Origin of the sequence: Streptomyces alanosinicus, assembly GCF_014650595.1 — a bacterium.
GTDB classification, from domain to species: domain Bacteria; phylum Actinomycetota; class Actinomycetes; order Streptomycetales; family Streptomycetaceae; genus Streptomyces; species Streptomyces alanosinicus.
Genome location: NZ_BMVG01000004.1, coordinates 344,484 through 366,415 on the forward strand (window position 1 = coordinate 344,484; position 21,932 = coordinate 366,415).

A 21,932-nucleotide genomic window follows, 5' to 3' on the forward strand; every position below is an offset into this window, starting at 1 on the left:
AATGCGTACAATCGCTTCTCGCGACTCCGCCCCGCGACCCGGGTAATGCGGTACGGAGCCCTGGCCCCGGCGCGATAGGCTCGGACACGACTTTTTCAATGGTGAGGCACGTTTTCAGGGAGCGGGTGCGCACAGTGTCCGGTGGAGAGGTGGCCGGGATCCTGGTGGCCGTCTTCTGGGCGATCCTGGTCTCCTTCCTCGCGGTGGCTCTCGCGAGGCTGGCCCAGACGCTCAAGGCGACCACCAAACTGGTGGCGGATGTGACCGACCAGGCCGTCCCGCTGCTCGCCGACGCCTCCGCCGCCGTGCGGTCCGCGCAGAACCAGATCGACCGTGTCGACGCGATCGCCTCCGACGTCCAGGAGGTCACGTCGAACGCCAACGCGCTGTCGACCACCGTCGCCTCCACCTTCGGCGGCCCCTTGGTCAAGGTCGCGGCCTTCGGCTACGGCGTCCGCCGGGCGCTGGGCGGCCGCAAGGAGGACGCGCCCCCAAAGGCACCCCGGCGTACGGTGATCGTGGGTCGCACGGTCCCCGCCGCACGACGCAAGCGAAACCTCCGCGGGGAGAGGGACTGAGACCGAGCGATGTTCCGTCGTACGTTCTGGTTCACCACAGGTGTGGCCGCCGGTGTGTGGGCCACCACCAAGGTCAACCGCAAACTCAAGCAGCTGACCCCCGAGAGCCTCGCCGCGACCGCGGCGAACAAGGCCCTGGAGACCGGCCACCGGCTGAAGGACCGCGCGGTCGGCTTCGCGCTCGACGTCCGCGACAACATGGCCCAGCGGGAAGCCGAGCTGGAGGAGGCCCTGGGGATCCACGACAACCCCGAACTCCCCGGGCCCCGTCGGTACACCGCCATCGAGAACGACCGCAGCACACCGAAGTACATCGAAACGTCGATCTCTTCGCCAACGAAGTACTCGTACAACCGGAATGAGGACCACTGATGGAGTCGGCCGAGATTCGCCGCCGCTGGCTGAGCTTCTTCGAGGAGCGCGGGCACACCGTCGTCCCTTCGGCGTCGCTCATCGCGGACGACCCGACTCTGCTCCTCGTCCCCGCCGGCATGGTGCCCTTCAAGCCCTACTTCCTGGGTGAGGTCAAGCCGCCCTTCGACCGTGCCACCAGCGTGCAGAAGTGCGTGCGCACGCCCGACATCGAAGAGGTCGGCAAGACCACCCGCCACGGCACGTTCTTCCAGATGTGCGGCAACTTCTCCTTCGGCGACTACTTCAAGGAAGGCGCCATCACGTACGCCTGGGAGCTGCTCACCAGCGCCCAGGACAAGGGCGGTTACGGCCTGGAGCCGGAGAAGCTCTGGATCACCGTCTACAAGGACGACGACGAGGCCGAGCGTATCTGGCACGAGGTCGTCGGTGTGCCGAAGGAGCGCATCCAGCGCCTCGGCATGAAGGACAACTACTGGTCCATGGGTGTCCCCGGCCCCTGCGGCCCCTGCTCCGAGATCAACTACGACCGCGGCCCCGAGTTCGGCGTCGAGGGCGGCCCGGCCGTCAACGACGAGCGGTACGTGGAGATCTGGAACCTCGTCTTCATGCAGTTCGAGCGCGGCGAGGGCATCGGCAAGGACAACTTCGAGATCCTGGGCGACCTGCCGAGCAAGAACATCGACACCGGCCTCGGCCTTGAGCGACTCGCCATGATTCTGCAGGGCGTGCAGAACATGTACGAGATCGACACCTCCATGGCCGTCATCGACAAGGCCACCGAGCTGACCGGCGTCCGCTACGGCGACGCCCACGACTCGGACGTCTCCCTGCGCGTGGTCACCGACCACATGCGCACCTCCGTGATGCTCATCGGCGACGGCGTCACGCCGGGCAACGAGGGCCGCGGTTATGTGCTGCGCCGCATCATGCGCCGCGCCATCCGCAACATGCGCCTGCTCGGCGCCACCGGTCCGGTCGTCAAGGACCTGATCGACACCGTGATCGCCATGATGGGCCAGCAGTACCCGGAGCTGATCACCGACCGCGAGCGCATCGAGAAGGTCGCCCTCGCCGAGGAGAACGCCTTCCTGAAGACGCTGAAGGCCGGCACCAACATCCTCGACACCGCCGTCTTCGAGACCAAGCAGTCCGGTGGCACGGTGCTCTCCGGCGACAAGGCCTTCCTGCTCCACGACACCTGGGGCTTCCCGATCGACCTCACCCTGGAGATGGCCGCCGAGCAGGGGCTGTCCGTGGACGAGGACGGCTTCCGCCGCCTGATGAAGGAGCAGCGGGACCGCGCCAAGGCCGACGCCCAGGCCAAGAAGACCGGTCACGCCGGTGCCGGTGCCTACCGGGAGATCGCCGACAAGGTCGGCGAGACCGACTTCATCGGCTACGGCGACACCGAGGGCGAGTCCACGATCGTCGGCATCCTGGTCGACGGCGCCTCCTCGCCGGCCGCCACCGAGGGCGACGAGGTCGAGATCGTCCTCGACCGCACCCCGTTCTACGCCGAGGGCGGCGGCCAGATCGGCGACACCGGCCGGATCAAGGTCGACTCCGGTGCCGTCATCGAGGTCCGCGACTGCCAGAAGCCGGTCCCGGGGGTGTACGTCCACAAGGGCGTCGTCCAGGTCGGCGAGGTCATCGTCGGTGCCAAGGCCCACGCCTCGATCGACGTCCGCCGCCGCAAGGCCATCGCCCGTGCCCACTCGGCCACCCACCTGACCCACCAGGCCCTGCGGGACGCCCTCGGCCCGACGGCCGCCCAGGCCGGTTCCGAGAACCAGCCCGGCCGCTTCCGCTTCGACTTCGGCTCCCCGTCCGCCGTGCCCACGGCCGTGATGACCGACGTCGAGCAGAAGATCAACGAGGTACTGGCCCGCGACCTCGACGTGCACGCCGAGATCATGGGCATCGACGAGGCCAAGAAGCAGGGTGCCATCGCCGAGTTCGGCGAGAAGTACGGCGAGCGGGTCCGCGTGGTGACCATCGGCGACTTCTCCAAGGAGCTGTGCGGCGGCACGCACGTGCACAACACCGCCCAGCTGGGCCTGGTGAAGCTGCTCGGCGAGTCCTCCATCGGCTCGGGTGTCCGCCGTATCGAGGCCCTCGTCGGCGTCGACGCCTACAGCTTCCTCGCCCGTGAGCACACGGTCGTCAACCAGCTGACCGAGCTGCTCAAGGGCCGCCCGGAGGAGCTGCCGGAGAAGGTCTCCTCGATGCTCGGCAAGCTGAAGGACGCCGAGAAGGAGATCGAGAAGTTCCGCGCCGAGAAGGTGCTGCAGGCCGCCGCCGGTCTCGCCGGCTCCGCCAAGGACGTCCGCGGTGTGGCCCTCGTCACCGGACAGGTGCCGGACGGTACGACGCCGGACGATCTGCGCAAGCTGGTCCTCGACGTGCGCGGCCGCATCCAGGGCGGACGTGCCGCGGTTGTGGCTCTTTTCACGGTCATGGGCGGCAAGCCGCTGACGGTCATCGCCACCAACGAGGCCGCCCGTGAGCGTGGCCTCAAGGCCGGTGACCTGGTCCGCGCCGCCGCCAAGACCCTCGGTGGCGGCGGTGGCGGCAAGCCGGACGTGGCCCAGGGCGGCGGTCAGAACCCGGCCGCCGTCGGCGAGGCCGTCGAGGCCGTCGAGCGCCTCGTCGCCGACACCGCGAAGTGACATCCGAGTAAAGAAACGGTCGGAAAATGCGCAGAGGACGTCGACTTGCGATCGACGTCGGGGACGCCCGGATCGGGGTCGCCTCGTGCGACCCCGACGGCATCCTCGCCACCCCGGTGGAGACCGTCCCCGGCCGGGACATCCCCGCCGCCCACCGCCGGTTGCGTCAGCTGGTGGAGGAGTACGAACCGATCGAGGTCGTCGTCGGCCTCCCTCGCTCCCTCAAGGGGGGCGAGGGTCCGGCGGCGGTGAAGGTCCGCGCCTTCGCCCAGGAGTTGGCCAAGGGCATCAAGCCGGTGCCGGTCCGACTGGTGGACGAGCGGATGACAACCGTCACAGCCAGCCAGGGACTGCGCGCCTCGGGCGTGCGGTCGAAGAAGGGCAGAGCCGTCATTGACCAGGCAGCCGCTGTGATCATCTTGCAGCAGGCCTTGGAATCCGAACGGGTGTCAGGTAAAGCACCCGGCGAGGGCGTCGAAGTGGTCATCTGATCGCGATACGGTAACGTTCCGCGCGATGCGCCGGTGTTCGAACAGCCGACGCACAACAAGAGGCGGAGCGGAAGCGGGCCCACCGGCCGGCGACCGGTCGGCCTCGCGGCTCTAGGGGATCGATGACTGAGTATGGCCGGGGCCCACACCCCGAACCGTGGCATCCGGAGGACCCGTTGTACGGGGACGGCGGATGGGGAGGACAGCAGACCCACGCCGGTCAGCAGTCCCCCTACGGCGGCCAGCCGCAGCATTACCCGCAGCAGCCGCAGTACGGCGAATGGAGCCAGGAGCAGCAGTCCGGTTACGGCCACCAGCAGTACCCGTACTACGACGAACAGAGCCATCACCAGTACGCCGGCCACGCGCAGCCCCAGCCTCAGCAGCACTATCAGCAGCCCGGCGCCTGGGACGCGGCCGGCCCTCACGGCCAGGTGCCGTACGCCCCAGACCCCGGCGACCCCTACGGCCAGCAGCCCGCCGCCTACGGCGGAGAACAGCCCGACTTCTACGGCACCGAGGACGCCTACCCGCCGCCACAGCCCCCCGGCCACCGGCACCCCGAAGCGGAACCGGAATCCCAGGACCCGCCCGACGAGGAGGAGCGGCACCCCTTCTTCACGGGAGGCGGCGACGAGGATGACGACGACGAGGAGCATGAACTCCTCAGCCGCCGTGACCGTCGTGGCAAAGGCAAACCCGCGAAGAAGGGCAGGAAACGGCGCACCGGCTGCGCCTGCATGGTCGTCGTCCTGGTCTTCGGCGGCGGCCTCGCCGGAGCCGGCTACTACGGCTACAAGTTCTACCAAAATCGTTTCGCCCCGGCTCCGGACTACACGGGTGACGGCACCGGCCAGCAGATCACGGTCGAGATTCCCAAGGGCGCGGGCGGCTGGGACATCGGGCGCCGGCTGAAGGAGGCCGGTGTCGTCAAGAGCGCCGACGCCTTCGTGCACGCGCAGAGCGACATCCAGGGCGGCAGCAGTATCCAGGCCGGGGCATACCTCCTCCGCGAACACATGTCCGCCGCCAGCGCCGTGAAAATGATGCTGGATCCGAAGAGCCAGAACAATGTCGTGGTGACTCCGGGCGAGCGTAATGGGGGCGTCTACGAGGCGATCGACAAGAAACTCGAACTCGCCGACGGAACCACCCAGAAGGTCGCCCAGAAGGAGTACAAGAACCTCGGACTGCCGGTCTGGGCGCAGAATGTCAGCGAGGTCAAGGACCCGCTGGAGGGCTTCTTCTTCCCGGGCGACTACGCGGCCGCCAAGGGCATGAAGCCGGACAACATCCTGAAGCAGATGGTCGCCGCGGCCACGTCCAAGTACGACGCCTACGGCCTCACGGCGAAGGCCCGTTCGCTGGGCCTGAACGATCCGTTCCAGCTGGTCACCGTGGCGAGCCTGGTGCAGGCGGAGGGCAAGACGCACGAGGACTTCCGCAAGATGGCGGAAGTGGTCTACAACCGTCTGAAGCCGACGAACCACGAGACGAACCAGCTGCTCCAGTTCGACTCGACGTACAACTACCTCAAGGGCACCAGCAACATCCATATCTCCGAGAAGGAGATCAATGGAAACCGCAACCCGTACAACACCTACACCCACAAGGGACTTCCGCCCGGCCCGATCGGCAACCCCGGCGAGGACGCACTGAAGGCGGCACTGAATCCGACGCAAGACGGCTGGATGTATTTCGTGGCGACCGACGGTGTGAACGACACCGAGTTCGCCAAGACCCTCGCCGAATTCCAGCGACTCAAGGAAAAGTTCAATGCCACCTCGGGCAACTGACGCCCACCGGGCCGCCGTTCTCGGCAAGCCCATCGCCCACTCGCTCTCCCCGGTGCTGCACCGGGCCGCCTACGACGCGCTCGGGCTCGCCGAGTGGTCGTACGACCGCTTCGAGGTGGACGAGGCCGGTCTGCCCGGCTTTCTGGAGGAGCTCGGGCCGCAGTGGGCGGGACTGTCGTTGACCATGCCGCTGAAGCGGGCGGTCATCCCGCTGCTGGACGAGGTCAGCGAGACGGCCGCCTCCGTCGACGCGGTCAACACCGTCGTCTTCACCGAGGACGGCCGTCGGCTCGGTGACAACACCGACATCCCGGGCATCGTGGCCGCGCTGCGCGAGCACGGCATCGAACAGGTCGAATCCGCCGCGATCCTCGGCGCCGGCGCCACCGCCTCGTCCGCCCTCGCCGCCCTCGCCCGGATCTGCACCGGTGAGGTCGTCGCCTATGTCCGCAGCGAGGCCCGCGCCGCCGAGATGCGCCGCTGGGGCGAACGGCTCGACGTGGAGGTGCGTACCGCGGACTGGACGGACGCCGCGCGGGCGCTGAGCGCCCCGCTGGTGATCGCCACCACGCCGGCCGGCACGACCGACGCCCTCGCCGCCGCCGTACCCGAGCGTCCCGCCACTCTCTTCGACGTCCTCTACGACCCCTGGCCCACCGAGCTGGCGGCCCGCTGGTCCATGTTCGGCGGTGCCGTGGTCGGCGGTCTGGATCTGCTGGTCCACCAGGCCGTGCTCCAGGTCGAGCGGATGACCGGCCGCTCCCCGGCACCGCTGGACGCCATGCGCCGCGCCGGGGAGAAGGCGCTCGCCGAGCGCTGACCTGACATATCCGCGTCCGTCTGCTGGACCGGCGGCCGGGTTCGGCGCCCGGACGTGGGAGGATCGGAGGTGGCGGGCCGGGGTCGCGCATCCGGTCGCGCCGTCGCCGTACGCGAGGACGCGGGTACGGAGGGCAGTACCGGGCGCGAACACTGAGGAGCACCGTTGAGCAGGCTGCGTTGGCTGACCGCGGGAGAGTCCCACGGTCCCGCACTTGTCGCGACGCTGGAGGGGCTTCCCGCCGGCGTGCCGATCACCACGGAGATGGTGGCGGACCACCTGGCGCGGCGGCGGCTCGGCTATGGCCGCGGTGCGCGGATGAAGTTCGAGCAGGACGAGGTCACCTTCCTGGGCGGTGTCCGGCACGGGCTGACCCTCGGTTCACCGGTCGCGATCATGGTGGGCAACACCGAGTGGCCGAAGTGGGAGCAGGTCATGGCGGCCGACCCGGTGGATCCCGAGATCCTCGCCGGTCTGGCCCGCAACGCCCCGCTGACCCGGCCGCGCCCGGGCCACGCCGATCTGGCGGGCATGCAGAAGTACGACTTCGACGAGGCCCGGCCGATCCTGGAACGCGCGTCGGCGCGCGAGACCGCGGCCCGCGTCGCGCTGGGCGCCGTCGCCCGCTCGTACCTGAAGGAGACGGCCGGCATCGAGATCGTCTCGCATGTCGTCGAGCTGTGCTCCGTGAAGGCCCCGCAGGGTGTGTACCCGACCCCCGCCGACGTCGAGAAGCTGGACGCCGACCCGCTGCGCTGCCTGGACGCGGACGCGTCGAAGGCGATGGTCGCGGAGGTGGACCAGGCCCACAAGGACGGCGACACCCTCGGCGGCGTCGTCGAGGTGCTGGCCTACGGCGTCCCGGTCGGCCTCGGTTCGCATGTGCACTGGGACCGCAAGCTGGACGCCCGGCTCGCCGGTGCCCTGATGGGCATCCAGGCGATCAAGGGAGTGGAGATCGGCGACGGCTTCGAGCTGGCGCGGGTGCCCGGCTCCCAGGCCCACGACGAGATCGTCAACACGCCGGAGGGCATCCGGCGTGTCTCCGGCCGCTCCGGCGGTACCGAGGGCGGCCTGACCACGGGTGAGCTGCTGCGGGTGCGGGCCGCGATGAAGCCGATCGCGACCGTGCCGCGCGCCCTGAAGACGGTCGACGTCACCACCGGCGAGGCCACCCAGGCCCACCACCAGCGCTCCGACGTCTCCGCCGTGCCGGCCGCCGGTATCGTCGCCGAGGCGATGGTCGCGCTGGTCCTCGCGGACGCGGTCGCCGAGAAGTTCGGCGGCGACTCCGTGACCGAGACCCGGCGCAACGTGCGGTCGTACCTCGACAACCTGCGGATCCGGTGACCGCCGTGTCCGCCGTCGTGCTGGTCGGCCCGATGGGTGTCGGCAAGTCCACCGTCGGCCGGCTGCTCGCCGAGCGCCTCGGGGTCGAGTACCGGGACACCGACGAGGACATCGTCGCCACCGAGGGCCGCACCATCGCCGAGATCTTCGTCGACGAGGGCGAGCCCGTCTTCCGCGCGATCGAGAAGCGGGCCGTGCACCGCGCGCTCGCCGAGCACGAGGGCGTCCTCGCGCTCGGCGGCGGCGCCGTCCTCGACGCCGACACGCGCGCCCTGCTCGCCGGGCACCGGGTGGTCTACCTCTCGATGGACGTGGAGGAGGCCGTCAAGCGCACGGGCCTGAACGTGGCCCGCCCGCTGCTCGCGGTCAACCCCCGCAAGCAGTGGCGCGAGCTGATGGAGGCCCGGCGCCACCTGTACGAGGAGGTCGCCACCGCCGTCGTACCGACCGACGGCCGCGCCCCCGAAGAGGTCACCCAAGCAGCCCTGGACGCACTGGAGTTGAAAAAAGCATGAGCGAGGCAGTCACCCGGATCCAGGTCGCCGGCACGGCGGGCACCGACCCCTACGAGGTGCTGGTCGGGCGCCAACTGCTCGGCGAGCTGGCCGGGCTGATCGGCCCCAGGGCCAAGCGGGTCGCGGTGATCCACCCGGAGGCACTGGCCGAGACCGGTGACGCGCTCCGCGCCGATCTGGCCGAGCAGGGCTACGAGGCGGTCGCCATCCAGGTGCCGAACGCCGAGGAGGCCAAGACCGCCGAGGTCGCCGCCTACTGCTGGAAGGCGCTCGGCCAGTCGGGCTTCACCCGCTCCGACGTCGTCGTCGGCGTGGGCGGCGGTGCGACCACGGACCTCGCCGGCTTCGTCGCCGCGACCTGGCTGCGCGGGGTGCGCTGGATCGCCGTCCCGACCACCGTGCTCGCCATGGTGGACGCGGCGGTCGGCGGCAAGACCGGCATCAACACCGCCGAGGGCAAGAACCTCGTCGGCGCCTTCCACCCGCCGGCCGGTGTCCTGTGCGACCTGGCCGCGCTGGACTCCCTGCAGGTCAACGACTACGTCTCCGGGCTCGCCGAGGTCATCAAGGCCGGCTTCATCGCCGACCCGGTGATCCTGGAGCTGATCGAGTCCGACCCCGAGGCCGCCCGGACCCCGAAGGGCCCGCACACGGCCGAGCTGATCGAGCGCTCGATCCGGGTGAAGGCCGAGGTCGTCTCGTCGGACCTGAAGGAGTCCGGCCTGCGCGAGATCCTCAACTACGGCCACACGCTCGGCCACGCCATCGAGAAGAACGAGCGCTACAAGTGGCGGCACGGCGCCGCGGTCGCGGTCGGCATGCACTTCGCCGCCGAACTGGGCCGTCTGGCGGGCCGGTTGGACGACGCGACGGCGGACCGCCACCGTACGGTCCTCGAAGCGGTCGGCCTCCCGCTGCACTACCGCTACGACCAGTGGCCCAAGCTGCTGGAGACGATGAAGATCGACAAGAAGTCCCGCGGCGACCTGCTGCGCTTCATCGTCCTCGACGGCCTCGCCAAGCCGACCGTCCTGGAGGGCCCGGACCCCGCGGTCCTGCTCGCCGCGTACGGAGAAGTGGGCCAGTAAGTCCCCGGCTGTTCCGTCCGTCCGATTCCTGACCTCGACTTCCTTTGCGGAATGGGCACTTCGGGCCGCCCCAGACCGTTTCACCAAATGACGGCGGGGGACGGTACCGTTCGGTAGGCAGCGGGCTGCACCCCCGCTGCCAGCACGAACAGCCTTGTACGAGACGGAGTGGCCACGGATGCAGCACGCAGTCGGGTCTCCGCTGCCGCCCCATCAGCCGGGGCAGGTGCCGCACGCCGGCTGGGCGTCGGCCGCACACCACCCGGGCCCGCACCCGGGAGCGCCTCAGGGGTCCGCCCCGCTGTCCCCGCCGCCGGGCTTCCCGGTGCCGGCCGGCGCCGTTCCGCCCACGCCGCCGCAGCCCCCCGCGCCCCACCCTCCGGTCGCCCAGCCTCCCGCCCCGCAGCCCGTCGCGGTCCCGCCGGCCCCCGATACCACCGGCCATGTGCCGCTGCCGCCCGGCGGTCCGGTCGGCATGCCGGCGGCGCCCCCGGCTGCCATCGCGGTCCCCGACCCAGGGGCCACGACTCTGGCCGTCCTGCTGATCGGCCCGGCCGGCGCGGGCAAGACCAGCGTCGCCAAGTACTGGGCGGACCACCGCCGTGTGCCCACCGCGCACATCAGCCTGGACGACGTGCGCGAATGGGTCCGCTCGGGCTTCGCCGACCCCCAGTCCGGCTGGAACGACAACTCCGAGGCCCAGTACCGCCTGGCCCGCCGCACCTGCGGTTTCGCCGCCCGCAACTTCCTCGCCAACGGCATCTCCTGCATCCTGGACGACGCCGTCTTCCCGGACCGCCCGGTGGTCGGCCTCGGCGGCTGGAAGCGTCATGTCGGCCCCGGCCTGCTCCCGGTCGTCCTCCTGCCGGGCCTGGACATCGTCCTGGAGCGCAACGCCGAACGCACCGGCAACCGCCGCCTCACCGACGAGGAGGTCGCCCGTATCCACGGCCGCATGGCCGGCTGGTACGGCTCGGGCCTGCCGATCATCGACAACTCCCAGCTGGACGTCCCCGGCACGGCCCGCGTCCTGGACGAGGTCCTGGCCAGAGCGATAGCGAGCCCGCCGAGCTGGTGAGCAGGGGATGCCTGGTCCCACGTGAGGGGCGACCCGCACCCGGCAGACAACCCCACCACCCCACCAGACCCCACTCGGCCCCCTCAAATCGGCACAACCCCGACAAAACTCCTACGCTCATCTCATGTCAGAGGTGTACGCGACCCGCCGATCCCGGCTGAGAGACCATGTGACCGCGGCCGGCACCACGGCAGCGCTCGTCACCCGCCCGGCCAACGTGCGCTATCTCGCCGCAGCAGCCCCGCAGGGCTCCGCACTGCTGCTCGGCAAACGCGAGGATCTCCTCGTCTGCACGGGCCCGCCCGAAGACCGCCACGAGGGCCGCCCCGACGAGTCCCTCCGTCTGCACGTCCTCCCGTCGAACGGCGCCGGCGCCGGCGGGGACGCCGCGGTCGCGGCGGCGGACCTGGCCACGGCCCAGGGCGCCGACTCGCTGGCCGTCGAGGAACACCACCTCACGGTCGCCCGGCACCGGGCCATCGCCTCGGTCGCGCCCGGGCTCCGCCTCGGTGACCTGGGCGGAGCCGTCGAGCAGCTCAGGGTGGTCAAGGACGAGGAGGAGATCTCCTGTCTCCGTATCGGCGCCGAGATCGCCGACCAGGCGCTCGGCGAGCTGCTGGAGTCGATCCTGGTCGGCCGCACCGAACGGCACCTCGCGCTGGAGCTGGAGCGCCGCCTGGTGGACCACGGCGCCGACGGCCCGGCCTTCGCCACCTCCGTGGCCACCGGTCCGAATTCCGGCCGCCGCGGGCACCGCCCCACCGACCGGCGGGTGGAGGAGGGCGACTTCCTCACGGTGTGCCTGGGCGCGACCTATCGCGGCTACCGCTGCGAGATCGGCCGTACCTTCGTCATCGGCACCTCGCCCGCCGACTGGCAGATCGAGCTGTACGACCTCGTCTTCGCCGCCCAGCGCGCCGGCCGCGAGTCCCTGGCACCCGGCGCCGCCTACCGGGACGTGGACCGCGCGGCACGCCACGTCCTGGACTCCGCCGGCTATGCGGAGGCCCTGCCACCGCTGACCGGACACGGCGTCGGACTCGAAATCGACGAGGACCCGCAGTTGGCGCCCGCGTCCATGGGTAAACTGGACGCTTGCGTGCCGGTCACCGTCGAACCGGGGGTCCACCTCCCGGGCCGGGGCGGTGTCCGGATCGATGACACGCTCGTCGTGCGCCCCGAGGCGGACGGCGGACCCGAGCTACTCACCATCACGACCAAGGAGCTGCTCGCGCTCTAAGCGACCCGAGGGCCGCTGGGCGCGTGACCCGGGGTCGTACGTCAGTCCAGGAGATTCCGCAACCGTGGCTTCCACGAACGACCTCAAGAACGGCATGGTGCTCAAGCTCGAAGGCGGCCAGCTCTGGTCCGTCGTCGAGTTCCAGCACGTCAAGCCCGGCAAGGGCCCGGCCTTCGTGCGCACCAAGCTGAAGAACGTGCTGTCCGGCAAGGTTGTCGACAAGACCTTCAACGCCGGCGTCAAGGTCGAAACGGCCACCGTCGACAAGCGCGACATGCAGTTCTCGTACATGGACGGCGAGTACTTCGTCTTCATGGACATGGAGACCTACGACCAGCTGCACATCGAGCGGAAGGCCGTCGGCGACGCCGCGAACTTCCTGATCGAGGGCTTCACCGCCACCGTCGCGCAGCACGAGGGCGAGGTGCTCTTCGTCGAGCTGCCCGCCGCCGTCGAGCTTGTCATCCAGGAGACCGAGCCGGGCGTCCAGGGCGACCGCTCCACCGGTGGCACCAAGCCCGCCACCCTGGAGACCGGTCACCAGATCCAGGTTCCGCTCTTCATCACCACCGGTGAGAAGATCAAGGTCGACACCCGCACCAGCGACTACCTCGGCCGGGTGAACAGCTAACCGTGGCTGCCCGCAACACGGCCCGCAAGCGCGCCTTCCAGATCCTCTTCGAGGGTGACCAGCGCGGCGCCGACGTCCTGACGGTCCTCGCCGACTGGGTGCGGCTGTCGCGGTCCGACACCCGGCAGCCACCGGTCAGCGAGTACACGATGCAGCTGGTCGAGGGCTACGCGCAGCACGCGAGGCGTATCGACGAGCTGATCGCCCAGTACGCGGTCGGCTGGACGCTCGACCGGATGCCGGTCGTGGACCGCAACATCCTGCGGCTGGGCGCGTACGAGCTGATCTGGGTCGAGGAGACCCCGGACGCCGTCGTCCTGGACGAGATGGTGCAGCTGGCGAAGGAATTCTCCACCGACGAGTCTCCGTCCTTCGTGAACGGCCTGCTGGGCCGTCTGAAGGAGCTCAAGCCGTCCCTGCGCCGGGACGAGGCCTAGAAGGCCCCGTACGACACGCCGGAGGGCCCGCAGCATGTCTGTGCTGCGGGCCCTCCGGCGTGTGCAGAAGAGGCGCGAGAACGCCGCAGGGGTGGCCGGAACCATAGAGTTCCGGCCACCCCGGCGGCACGTTTCTGCTCAGATGTGGCGCGACTCAGGCCTCTTCGTGGGTGGCCACCGCGCGGCGGGCGTCCGCGTCGAGGACGCCCCAGCTGATCAGCTGCTCGGTCAGGACCGAGGGGGACTGGTCGTAGATGACGGCCAGGGTGCGCAGGTCGTCCTGGCGGATGGAGAGCACCTTGCCGTTGTAGTCACCGCGCTGGGACTGGATCGTCGCCGCGTAGCGCTGCAGGGGGCCCGCCTTCTCGGCCGGCACGGTGGCCAGCCGCTCCAGGTCCAGGACCAGCTTCGGCGGCGGCTCGGCGGCGCCGCCCGGCGTGGTGCCCGGCAGCAGCTCCTGCACGGGAACGCCATAGAAATCGGCCAGCTCGGCAAGCCGCTGTACGGTCACGGCGCGGTCGCCACGCTCGTACGAACCCACGACCACGGCCTTCCAGCGACCCTGGGACTTCTCCTCGACACCGTGGAGGGAAAGGCCCTGCTGGGTGCGGATGGCCCGGAGCTTGGCCCCGAGCTGTTTGGCGTATTCGCTGGACATATAGCTCCCCGGACACTGTGTCGACGCGACCGGAGGGTGTTCCCGTCGCGCGGCTGGTAACTCACTGTGAGGTTACGCAGCGTGACTCTTCTGCGTCAAGCCGAATGGTCCACACCGACTCTTCCGTGGTAGTGACGGCCGATTGGGCCAACCGGGTGAAGGGGGGTGCTGGAAGTCTCCCCATGGCCTGCTACGGTAGATGGCGCAAATCCGACGTCCTTTAAGATCCGTCCCGTGAGGCGGAGAAGGAGGTCCGTTTCCCATGGACAAGCAGGACTCGCAGGCGGCCCCGTCTGCGTCCGATGCGCGGCCCGTTCTCGAAGGCCCCGACATCGCGCGGGTGCTGACCCGTATCGCGCACGAGATCGTCGAGCGCGCCAAGGGCGCCGATGACGTGGTGCTCCTCGGCATCCCCACCCGGGGTGTCTTCCTCGCCCAGCGGCTCGCCGTCAAGCTGGCGCAGATCACCGACCGCACGATCCCGGTCGGCTCGCTCGACATCACCATGTACCGCGACGACCTGCGTATGCACCCGCCGCGTGCGCTGGCCCGCACCGACATCCCCGGTGACGGCATCGACGGCAAGCTGGTCGTCCTCGTCGACGACGTGCTCTTCTCCGGCCGCACCATCCGCGCCGCCCTCGACGCCCTGAACGACATCGGGCGCCCCCGCGCGGTCCAACTCGCGGTCCTGGTCGACCGGGGCCACCGCGAACTGCCGATCCGCGCCGACTATGTCGGCAAGAACCTCCCCACGTCGCTGCGGGAGACGGTCAAGGTCCAACTCGCCGAGGAGGACGGTCGCGACACCGTGCTGCTCGGTGTGAAGCAGACCGGCCAGTAGCAAGTCAGGCGCGCACGCTCGCTTCGGCGTACCTGCGTACGCGCCCGTTTGCCCCAAATCTCCTGCATGAACTGCCTTACGGAGCCTGACAGATGCAGCGTCATCTCATCTCGGCCGCCGACCTCACCCGCGACGACGCCGTCCTGATCCTCGACACCGCCGAGGAGATGGCCCGGGTCGCCGACCGGCCGATCAAGAAACTGCCGACCCTGCGCGGCCGCACGATCGTCAACCTCTTCTTCGAGGACTCCACGCGCACCCGGATCTCCTTCGAGGCCGCCGAGAAGCGCCTGTCCGCCGATGTCATCAACTTCACCGCCAAGGGGTCGAGCGTCTCCAAGGGCGAGTCCCTGAAGGACACCGCCCAGACCCTGGAGGCCATGGGCGTCGACGCCGTGGTCATCCGGCACGGCGCCTCCGGCGCCCCGTACCGCCTCGCCAACTCCGGCTGGATCGACGCGGCCGTCATCAACGCCGGCGACGGCACCCACCAGCACCCCACCCAGGCCCTGCTGGACGCGTTCACCATGCGCCGCCGGCTGATCGGCCGGGACGCCGGACTCGGCCAGGACCTGTCCGGCAGGCGGATCACCATCGTCGGCGACGTCCTGCACAGCCGGGTCGCCCGCTCCAACGTCGACCTGCTGCACACCCTCGGCGCCGAGGTCACCCTGGTCGCCCCGCCCACCCTGGTGCCGGTCGGTGTCCAGACCTGGCCGTGCGAGGTGTCGTACGACCTCGACAGCGTGCTGCCGAAGGCCGACGCGGTGATGATGCTCCGGGTCCAGCGCGAGCGGATGAACGCCGCCTTCTTCCCGACCGAGCGCGAGTACTCCCGCCGCTACGGCCTCGACGGTGAGCGCATGGCGCGGATGCCCGAGCACGCCCTCGTGATGCACCCCGGCCCGATGGTCCGCGGCATGGAGATCACCGCCGAGGTCGCCGACTCCGACCGCTGCACCGTCGTCGAGCAGGTCGCCAACGGCGTCTCCATCCGCATGGCCGTGCTGTACCTGCTGCTCGGCGGCAACGAGCCCGCCGTCACCAACGCCCGCACCAACGAGGAGAAGTAAGACCATGAGCAAGATCCTGATCCGTGGTGCGAAGGTGCTCGGCGGCGAGCCGCAGGACGTGCTGATCGACGGCGAGACGATCGCCGGGGTGGGCGCCGGGCTGAGCGCCGAGGGCGCCGAGGTCGTCGAGGCCGCCGGCAAGGTGCTGCTGCCGGGTCTCGTCGACCTGCACACCCACCTGCGCGAGCCGGGCCGCGAGGACTCCGAGACCGTGCTGACGGGCACGCGCGCGGCCGCCTCCGGTGGCTACACGGCCGTCTTCGCCATGGCCAACACGTTCCCGGTCGCCGACACCGCCGGTGTCGTCGAGCAGGTCTACCGGCTGGGCCGGGAACACGGCTACTGCGACGTCCAGCCGATCGGCGCCGTCACCGTCGGTCTGGAGGGCAGGAAGCTCGCCGAGCTGGGCGCCATGCACGAGTCCGCCGCCGGCGTCACCGTCTTCTCCGACGACGGCAAGTGCGTGGACGACGCGGTGATCATGCGCCGCGCCCTGGAGTACGTGAAGGCCTTCGGCGGTGTCGTCGCCCAGCACGCCCAGGAGCCCCGGCTGACCGAGGGCGCCCAGATGAACGAGGGCATCGTCTCCGCCGAGCTGGGGCTCGGAGGCTGGCCGGCGGTGGCCGAAGAATCGATCATCGCCCGGGATGTCCTGCTCGCCGAGCACGTCGGCTCCCGCGTCCACATCTGCCACCTGTCGACCGCGGGGTCCGTGGAGATCGTCCGCTGGGCCAAGTCCCGCGGCATCGACGTCACCGCCGAGGTCACCCCGCACCACCTGCTCCTCACCGACGAGCTGGTGCGGACGTACAACCCCGTCTACAAGGTCAACCCGCCGCTGCGCACCGAGCGGGACGTGCACGCCCTGCGCGGCGCGCTCGCCGACGGCACGATCGACATCGTCGCCACCGACCACGCCCCGCACCCGCACGAGGACAAGGACTGCGAGTGGGCCGCGGCCGCCATGGGGATGGTGGGCCTGGAGACCGCGTTGTCAGTGGTCCAGGAGACCATGGTCGACACGGGTCTGCTGGACTGGGCCGGCGTCGCCGACCGCATGTCCGTCAAGCCCGCGCAGATCGGACAGGCCACCGGGCACGGCCGTCCCGTCTCGGCCGGTGAGCCCGCCAACCTCACCCTCGTCGACACGGAATACCGTGGCCAGGTGGACCCCGCGGGCTTCGCCTCGCGCAGCCGCAACACCCCCTACCAGGGGCGTGAGCTGCCGGGCCGTGTGACGCACACGTGGCTGCGGGGCAAGGCCACGCTCGTCGACGGGAAGCTCACGTGACACCTGTAATCCTGCTGGCCGAGGCCAAGAAGTCGGCCGACGTCACCGACTGGCCGGCCCGCATCGGCTGGCTCGTCGGACTCGCCCTGTTCATCGCGCTCGTCTACTGGCTGATGCGCGAGGGCTGGAAGTGGCGTGGCACCCTGCAGAGCGACCTGCCGGCGCCGCCCAGCGCGCCGGAGGAGACCGGCCCGGCGAAACTTGAGCTGAGCGGCCGCTACCACGGCTCCACCACCGCGGGGCAGTGGCTGGACCGCATCGTGGCGCACGGCCTGGGCACCCGCAGCCGGGCCGAGCTCACCCTGACGGAGGAGGGCCTGCAGGTCGAGCGACCCGGAGCAAGCGACTTCTTCGTCCCCGCCGCCGCGCTGCGCGGGGCCCGGCTCGACAAGGGCATCGCCGGCAAGGTCCTCACCGAGGACGGCCTGCTGGTGGTGACCTGGGCGCTCGGCGGCAAACTGATCGACTCCGGCTTCCGCTCCGACCACGCGGCCGAGCACACCGAGTGGGTCGACACCCTGAACCAGATGATCAACGACACGGAAGGCGCACGATGACGACCTCCACAAGGGGAGCCGCAAGGGTTCCCGCCGTACTCGTCCTGGAGGACGGCCGCATCTTCCGCGGCCGTGCCTACGGGGCCGTGGGGGAGACCTTCGGCGAGGCCGTGTTCTCCACCGGCATGACCGGCTACCAGGAAACCCTGACCGACCCCTCGTACGACCGTCAGATCGTCGTCGCGACCGCCCCGCAGATCGGCAACACGGGCTGGAACGACGAGGACGACGAGTCGAGCCGCATCTGGGTCTCCGGTTACGTCGTGCGCGACCCCGCGCGCGTGCCGTCCAACTGGCGCGCCAAGCGCTCCCTGGACGACGAGCTGGTCGCCCAGGGCGTGGTCGGCATCTCCGGGATCGACACCCGCGCCCTCACCCGCCACCTGCGCGAGCGTGGCTCCATGCGCGCCGGCGTCTTCTCCGGCGAGGCGATCGCCCCCGAGGCCGAGCTGCTGGAGCGCGTGCAGGCCCAGCCCCGCATGAAGGGCCTGAGCCTGTACGAGGAGGTCGCGGCCAAGGAGGCGTACGTCGTCCCGGCGATCGGCGAGAAGCGCTTCACCGTCGCCGCGATCGACCTCGGCATCAAGGGCATGACCCCGCACCGCATGGCCGAGCGCGGCATCGAGGTGCACGTCCTGCCCGCCACCGCCACGGCCGACGACATCTACGCCGTCGCCCCGGACGGCGTGTTCTTCTCCAACGGTCCCGGTGACCCGGCCACCGCCGACGGCCCGGTCGCCCTGATGACCGCCGTCCTGGAGCGGAGGACGCCGCTGTTCGGCATCTGCTTCGGCAACCAGATCCTCGGCCGCGCGCTCGGCTTCGGCACCTACAAGCTGAAGTACGGCCACCGGGGCATCAACCAGCCGGTCCAGGACCGTACGACCGGCAAGGTCGAGGTCACCGCGCACAACCACGGCTTCGCCGTGGACGCGCCGCTCGACCAGGTCAGCGAGACCACGTTCGGCCGCGCCGAGGTCTCGCACGTCTGCCTGAACGACAACGTCGTGGAGGGGCTGCAGCTGCTCGACCAGCCGGCCTTCTCCGTCCAGTACCACCCTGAAGCGGCCGCGGGCCCGCATGACGCCGCCTACCTGTTCGACCGCTTCGTCTCCCTGATGGAGGGCCAGCGTGCCTAAGCGCACCGATATCCAGTCCGTCCTGGTCATCGGCTCCGGCCCGATCGTCATCGGCCAGGCCGCCGAGTTCGACTACTCCGGCACCCAGGCGTGCCGCATCCTGCGCGCCGAGGGCCTGCGCGTGATCCTCGTCAACTCCAACCCGGCGACGATCATGACCGACCCGGAGATCGCCGACGCCACGTACGTCGAGCCGATCACTCCGGAGTTCGTCGAGAAGATCATCGCCAAGGAGCGCCCCGACGCCCTGCTGCCCACCCTGGGCGGCCAGACGGCCCTGAACACCGCCATCTCGCTGCATGAGAACGGCGCCCTGGAGAAGTACGGCGTCGAGCTGATCGGCGCCAAGCCCGAGGCCATCCACAAGGGCGAGGACCGCGACCTGTTCAAGGCCGTCGTCGAGGCCGTCAACGCCAAGATCGGGCACGGCGAGTCCGCCCGCTCGGTGATCTGCCACTCCATGGACGACGTCCTCAAGGGCGTCGACGAGCTCGGCGGCTACCCGGTCGTCGTCCGCCCGTCCTTCACCATGGGCGGCGCCGGCTCCGGTTTCGCGCACGACGAGGAGGAGCTGCGCCGCATCGCCGGCCAGGGACTCACCCTCTCGCCGACCACCGAGGTGCTCCTGGAGGAGTCCATCCTCGGCTGGAAGGAGTACGAGCTGGAGCTCATGCGCGACAAGCACGACAACGTCGTGGTCGTCTGCTCCATCGAGAACTTCGACCCGATGGGCGTGCACACCGGCGACTCGATCACCGTCGCGCCCGCGATGACGCTGACCGACCGTGAGTACCAGATCCTGCGGGACATCGGCATCGCCGTCATCCGCGAGGTCGGCGTCGACACCGGCGGCTGCAACATCCAGTTCGCGGTGAACCCCGAGGACGGCCGCGTGATCGTCATCGAGATGAACCCGCGCGTGTCGCGGTCCTCGGCGCTCGCCTCCAAGGCGACCGGCTTCCCGATCGCGAAGATCGCCGCCAAGCTCGCCGTCGGCTACACGCTGGACGAGATCCCGAACGACATCACGCAGGAGACTCCGGCCTCCTTCGAGCCCACGCTCGACTATGTGGTCGTCAAGGCTCCGCGATTCGCGTTCGAGAAGTTCCCGCAGGCCGACTCCACGCTGACCACCACCATGAAGTCGGTCGGCGAGGCCATGGCCATCGGCCGTAACTTCCCCGAGGCCTTCCAGAAGGCGCTGCGCTCGCTGGAGAAGAAGGGCAGCCAGTTCACCTTCGTCGGCGAGACGGGCGACAAGGACGCCCTGCTGCGCGAGGCCGTACGCCCCACCGACGGCCGGATCAACACGGTCATGCAGGCCATCCGTGCCGGCGCCACCCCGGAGGAGATCTTCGAGTACACGAAGATCGACCCCTGGTTCGTGGACCAGCTCTTCCTGATCAAGGAGATCGCGGACGAGCTGGCGCACGCGCCGGAACTGACCTCCGAGCTGCTCGCCGACGCCAAGCGGCACGGCTTCTCCGACCAGCAGATCGGCGAGATCCGCGGCCTGCGCGAGGACGTCGTCCGCGAGGTCCGGCACACCCTCGGCATCCGCCCGGTCTACAAGACGGTCGACACCTGCGCCGCCGAGTTCGCCGCGAGGACGCCGTACTTCTACTCGGCCTACGACGAGGAGTCCGAGGTCGCGACCCGCGAGAAGCCGGCCGTCATCATCCTCGGCTCCGGCCCGAACCGCATCGGCCAGGGCATCGAGTTCGACTACTCCTGTGTCCACGCCTCCTTCGCGCTGAGCGACGCGGGGTACGAGACGGTGATGGTCAACTGCAACCCGGAGACCGTCTCCACCGACTACGACACCTCCGACCGGCTGTACTTCGAGCCGCTGACGCTGGAGGACGTGCTGGAGATCGTCCACGCCGAGCAGCAGGCCGGGCCGGTCGCGGGCGTCATCGTCCAGCTGGGCGGACAGACCCCGCTGGGCCTGTCCCAGGCCCTGAAGGACAACGGCGTACCGATCGTCGGCACGTCCCCCGAGGCCATCCACGCGGCCGAGGACCGCGGCGCCTTCGGGCGCGTCCTCGCCGAGGCGGGCCTGCCGGCCCCGAAGCACGGCACGGCCACCACCTTCGCGGGTGCGAAGGCCATCGCCGACGAGATCGGCTACCCGGTCCTGGTCCGCCCGTCGTACGTGCTGGGCGGGCGCGGCATGGAGATCGTCTACGACGAGACCCGCCTCGCCTCCTACATCGCCGAGTCGACCGAGATCAGCCCCTCCCGGCCGGTCCTCGTCGACCGCTTCCTGGACGACGCGATCGAGATCGACGTCGACGCGCTCTACGACGGCGAGGAGCTGTACCTCGGCGGTGTCATGGAGCACATCGAGGAGGCCGGCATCCACTCCGGCGACTCTGCGTGCGCCCTGCCCCCGATCACCCTCGGCGGCTTCGACATCAAGCGCCTGCGCGCCTCCACCGAGGCCATCGCCAAGGGCGTCGGCGTGCGCGGCCTGATCAACATCCAGTTCGCGATGGCCGGCGACATCCTGTACGTCCTGGAGGCCAACCCGCGCGCCTCCCGCACCGTCCCCTTCACCTCGAAGGCGACCGCGGTGCCGCTCGCCAAGGCCGCCGCCCGGATCTCCCTGGGCGCGACCATCGCCGAGCTGCGCGCCGAGGGCCTGCTCCCGGCGAACGGCGACGGCGGCGAGCTGCCGCTGGACGCGCCGATCTCCGTCAAGGAGGCCGTGATGCCCTGGTCGCGCTTCCGCGACATCCAGGGCCGCGGCGTCGACACCGTCCTCGGTCCGGAGATGCGCTCCACCGGCGAGGTCATGGGCATCGACTCCGTCTTCGGCACGGCGTACGCCAAGTCGCAGGCGGGCGCCTACGGCCCGCTGCCCACCAAGGGCCGCGCGTTCATCTCGGTCGCCAACCGCGACAAGCGCTCGATGATCTTCCCGGCGCGTGAGCTGGTCGCGCACGGCTTCGAGCTGCTCGCCACCTCCGGCACCGCCGAGGTCCTCAAGCGCAACGGCATCAACGCCACCGTCGTGCGCAAGCAGTCCGAGGGCACCGGCCCGAACGGCGAGCGGACCATCGTCCAGCTGATCCACGACGGCGAGGTCGACCTCATCGTCAACACGCCGTACGGCACCGGCGGCCGCCTCGACGGCTACGACATCCGTACGGCGGCGGTGGCCCGCTCCGTGCCGTGCCTGACCACGGTGCAGGCGCTCGCCGCGGCGGTCCAGGGCATCGACGCCCTCAACCACGGTGACGTAGGCGTCCGTTCGCTCCAGGAACACGCGGAACACCTGACCGCGGCCCGCGACTAGC

General features: G+C 70.1%; 20 protein-coding genes. 19 read left to right on the forward strand and 1 reads right to left on the reverse strand.

Going from position 1 to position 21,932, the window contains the following annotated elements:
- Window positions 1-134 precede the first annotated feature (134 nt).
- From IE277_RS12395 to nusB, 13 genes are all read left to right on the forward strand, one after another.
- A complete protein-coding gene (locus tag IE277_RS12395; protein ID WP_189951799.1) occupies window positions 135-578 on the forward strand; it encodes a DUF948 domain-containing protein in 444 nt (147 codons plus the stop codon).
- Between the two features lie 9 nt (window positions 579-587).
- The gene (locus IE277_RS12400; protein ID WP_189951544.1) at window positions 588-950 is read left to right on the forward strand and encodes a hypothetical protein; all 363 of its coding nucleotides are present in this window, start codon (window positions 588-590) and stop codon (window positions 948-950) included.
- Window positions 950-3,622 (forward strand): alanine--tRNA ligase, encoded by a 2,673-nt coding sequence (gene alaS / locus IE277_RS12405; protein ID WP_189951546.1) that lies wholly within the window; start codon window positions 950-952, stop codon window positions 3,620-3,622. Before IE277_RS12400 ends, alaS begins: the two co-directional genes overlap by 1 nt.
- A gap of 26 nt (window positions 3,623-3,648) precedes the next feature.
- Window positions 3,649-4,113, forward strand: a complete 465-nt coding sequence (gene ruvX / locus IE277_RS12410; RefSeq protein WP_189951548.1) for a Holliday junction resolvase RuvX — start codon at window positions 3,649-3,651, stop codon at window positions 4,111-4,113.
- Between the two features lie 122 nt (window positions 4,114-4,235).
- Complete coding sequence (gene mltG / locus IE277_RS12415) at window positions 4,236-5,909, forward strand: endolytic transglycosylase MltG (RefSeq protein WP_189951550.1); 1,674 nt, start codon at window positions 4,236-4,238, stop codon at window positions 5,907-5,909.
- Window positions 5,890-6,729, forward strand: a complete 840-nt coding sequence (locus tag IE277_RS12420; RefSeq protein WP_189951552.1) for a shikimate dehydrogenase — start codon at window positions 5,890-5,892, stop codon at window positions 6,727-6,729. Before mltG ends, IE277_RS12420 begins: the two co-directional genes overlap by 20 nt.
- Before the next feature lie 165 nt (window positions 6,730-6,894).
- Window positions 6,895-8,079, forward strand: a complete 1,185-nt coding sequence (gene aroC / locus IE277_RS12425; protein WP_189951554.1) for a chorismate synthase — start codon at window positions 6,895-6,897, stop codon at window positions 8,077-8,079.
- Window positions 8,076-8,594: a shikimate kinase gene (locus IE277_RS12430; RefSeq protein ID WP_189951556.1), complete on the forward strand. Its 519-nt coding sequence runs from the start codon at window positions 8,076-8,078 to the stop codon at window positions 8,592-8,594. The genes aroC and IE277_RS12430 overlap by 4 nt, the downstream gene beginning before the upstream one ends.
- A complete protein-coding gene (gene aroB, locus IE277_RS12435; RefSeq protein ID WP_189951558.1) occupies window positions 8,591-9,682 on the forward strand; it encodes a 3-dehydroquinate synthase in 1,092 nt (363 codons plus the stop codon). The genes IE277_RS12430 and aroB overlap by 4 nt, the downstream gene beginning before the upstream one ends.
- 178 nt (window positions 9,683-9,860) lie before the next feature.
- Window positions 9,861-10,760, forward strand: coding sequence for a Pro-rich N-terminal domain-containing protein (locus IE277_RS12440; protein ID WP_189951560.1), 900 nt, complete (start codon window positions 9,861-9,863; stop codon window positions 10,758-10,760).
- 124 nt (window positions 10,761-10,884) lie between these two features.
- Entirely contained in the window at window positions 10,885-12,000 is a 1,116-nt protein-coding gene (locus IE277_RS12445; RefSeq protein ID WP_189951562.1) for an aminopeptidase P family protein, read from the forward strand.
- A gap of 64 nt (window positions 12,001-12,064) precedes the next feature.
- Window positions 12,065-12,631: an elongation factor P gene (gene efp / locus IE277_RS12450; RefSeq protein WP_189951563.1), complete on the forward strand. Its 567-nt coding sequence runs from the start codon at window positions 12,065-12,067 to the stop codon at window positions 12,629-12,631.
- Window positions 12,632-12,633: 2 nt separating this feature from the next.
- Complete coding sequence (nusB, locus tag IE277_RS12455; protein WP_189951566.1) at window positions 12,634-13,068, forward strand: transcription antitermination factor NusB; 435 nt, start codon at window positions 12,634-12,636, stop codon at window positions 13,066-13,068.
- 154 nt (window positions 13,069-13,222) lie between these two features.
- Here the strand turns inward: nusB and bldD are convergent, their stop codons facing one another.
- Window positions 13,223-13,726, reverse strand: coding sequence for a transcriptional regulator BldD (bldD, locus tag IE277_RS12460; RefSeq protein WP_014671524.1), 504 nt, complete (start codon window positions 13,724-13,726; stop codon window positions 13,223-13,225).
- A gap of 262 nt (window positions 13,727-13,988) precedes the next feature.
- On the opposite strand from bldD, the gene pyrR reads away from it, so the two are divergent.
- From pyrR to carB, 6 genes are all read left to right on the forward strand, one after another.
- Window positions 13,989-14,570 (forward strand): bifunctional pyr operon transcriptional regulator/uracil phosphoribosyltransferase PyrR, encoded by a 582-nt coding sequence (pyrR, locus tag IE277_RS12465; RefSeq protein WP_189951568.1) that lies wholly within the window; start codon window positions 13,989-13,991, stop codon window positions 14,568-14,570.
- 92 nt (window positions 14,571-14,662) lie between these two features.
- Window positions 14,663-15,643, forward strand: coding sequence for an aspartate carbamoyltransferase catalytic subunit (locus IE277_RS12470; protein ID WP_189951570.1), 981 nt, complete (start codon window positions 14,663-14,665; stop codon window positions 15,641-15,643).
- Between the two features lie 4 nt (window positions 15,644-15,647).
- On the forward strand, window positions 15,648-16,934 hold the full coding sequence (locus IE277_RS12475) for a dihydroorotase (protein WP_189951572.1): 1,287 nt from the start codon (window positions 15,648-15,650) through the stop codon (window positions 16,932-16,934).
- The gene (locus IE277_RS12480; protein ID WP_189951574.1) at window positions 16,931-17,491 is read left to right on the forward strand and encodes a PH-like domain-containing protein; all 561 of its coding nucleotides are present in this window, start codon (window positions 16,931-16,933) and stop codon (window positions 17,489-17,491) included. The genes IE277_RS12475 and IE277_RS12480 overlap by 4 nt, the downstream gene beginning before the upstream one ends.
- On the forward strand, window positions 17,488-18,630 hold the full coding sequence (gene carA, locus IE277_RS12485; RefSeq protein WP_189951576.1) for a glutamine-hydrolyzing carbamoyl-phosphate synthase small subunit: 1,143 nt from the start codon (window positions 17,488-17,490) through the stop codon (window positions 18,628-18,630). The genes IE277_RS12480 and carA overlap by 4 nt, the downstream gene beginning before the upstream one ends.
- A complete protein-coding gene (gene carB / locus IE277_RS12490; protein WP_189951578.1) occupies window positions 18,623-21,931 on the forward strand; it encodes a carbamoyl-phosphate synthase large subunit in 3,309 nt (1,102 codons plus the stop codon). Before carA ends, carB begins: the two co-directional genes overlap by 8 nt.
- Window position 21,932: the final 1 nt, after the last annotated feature.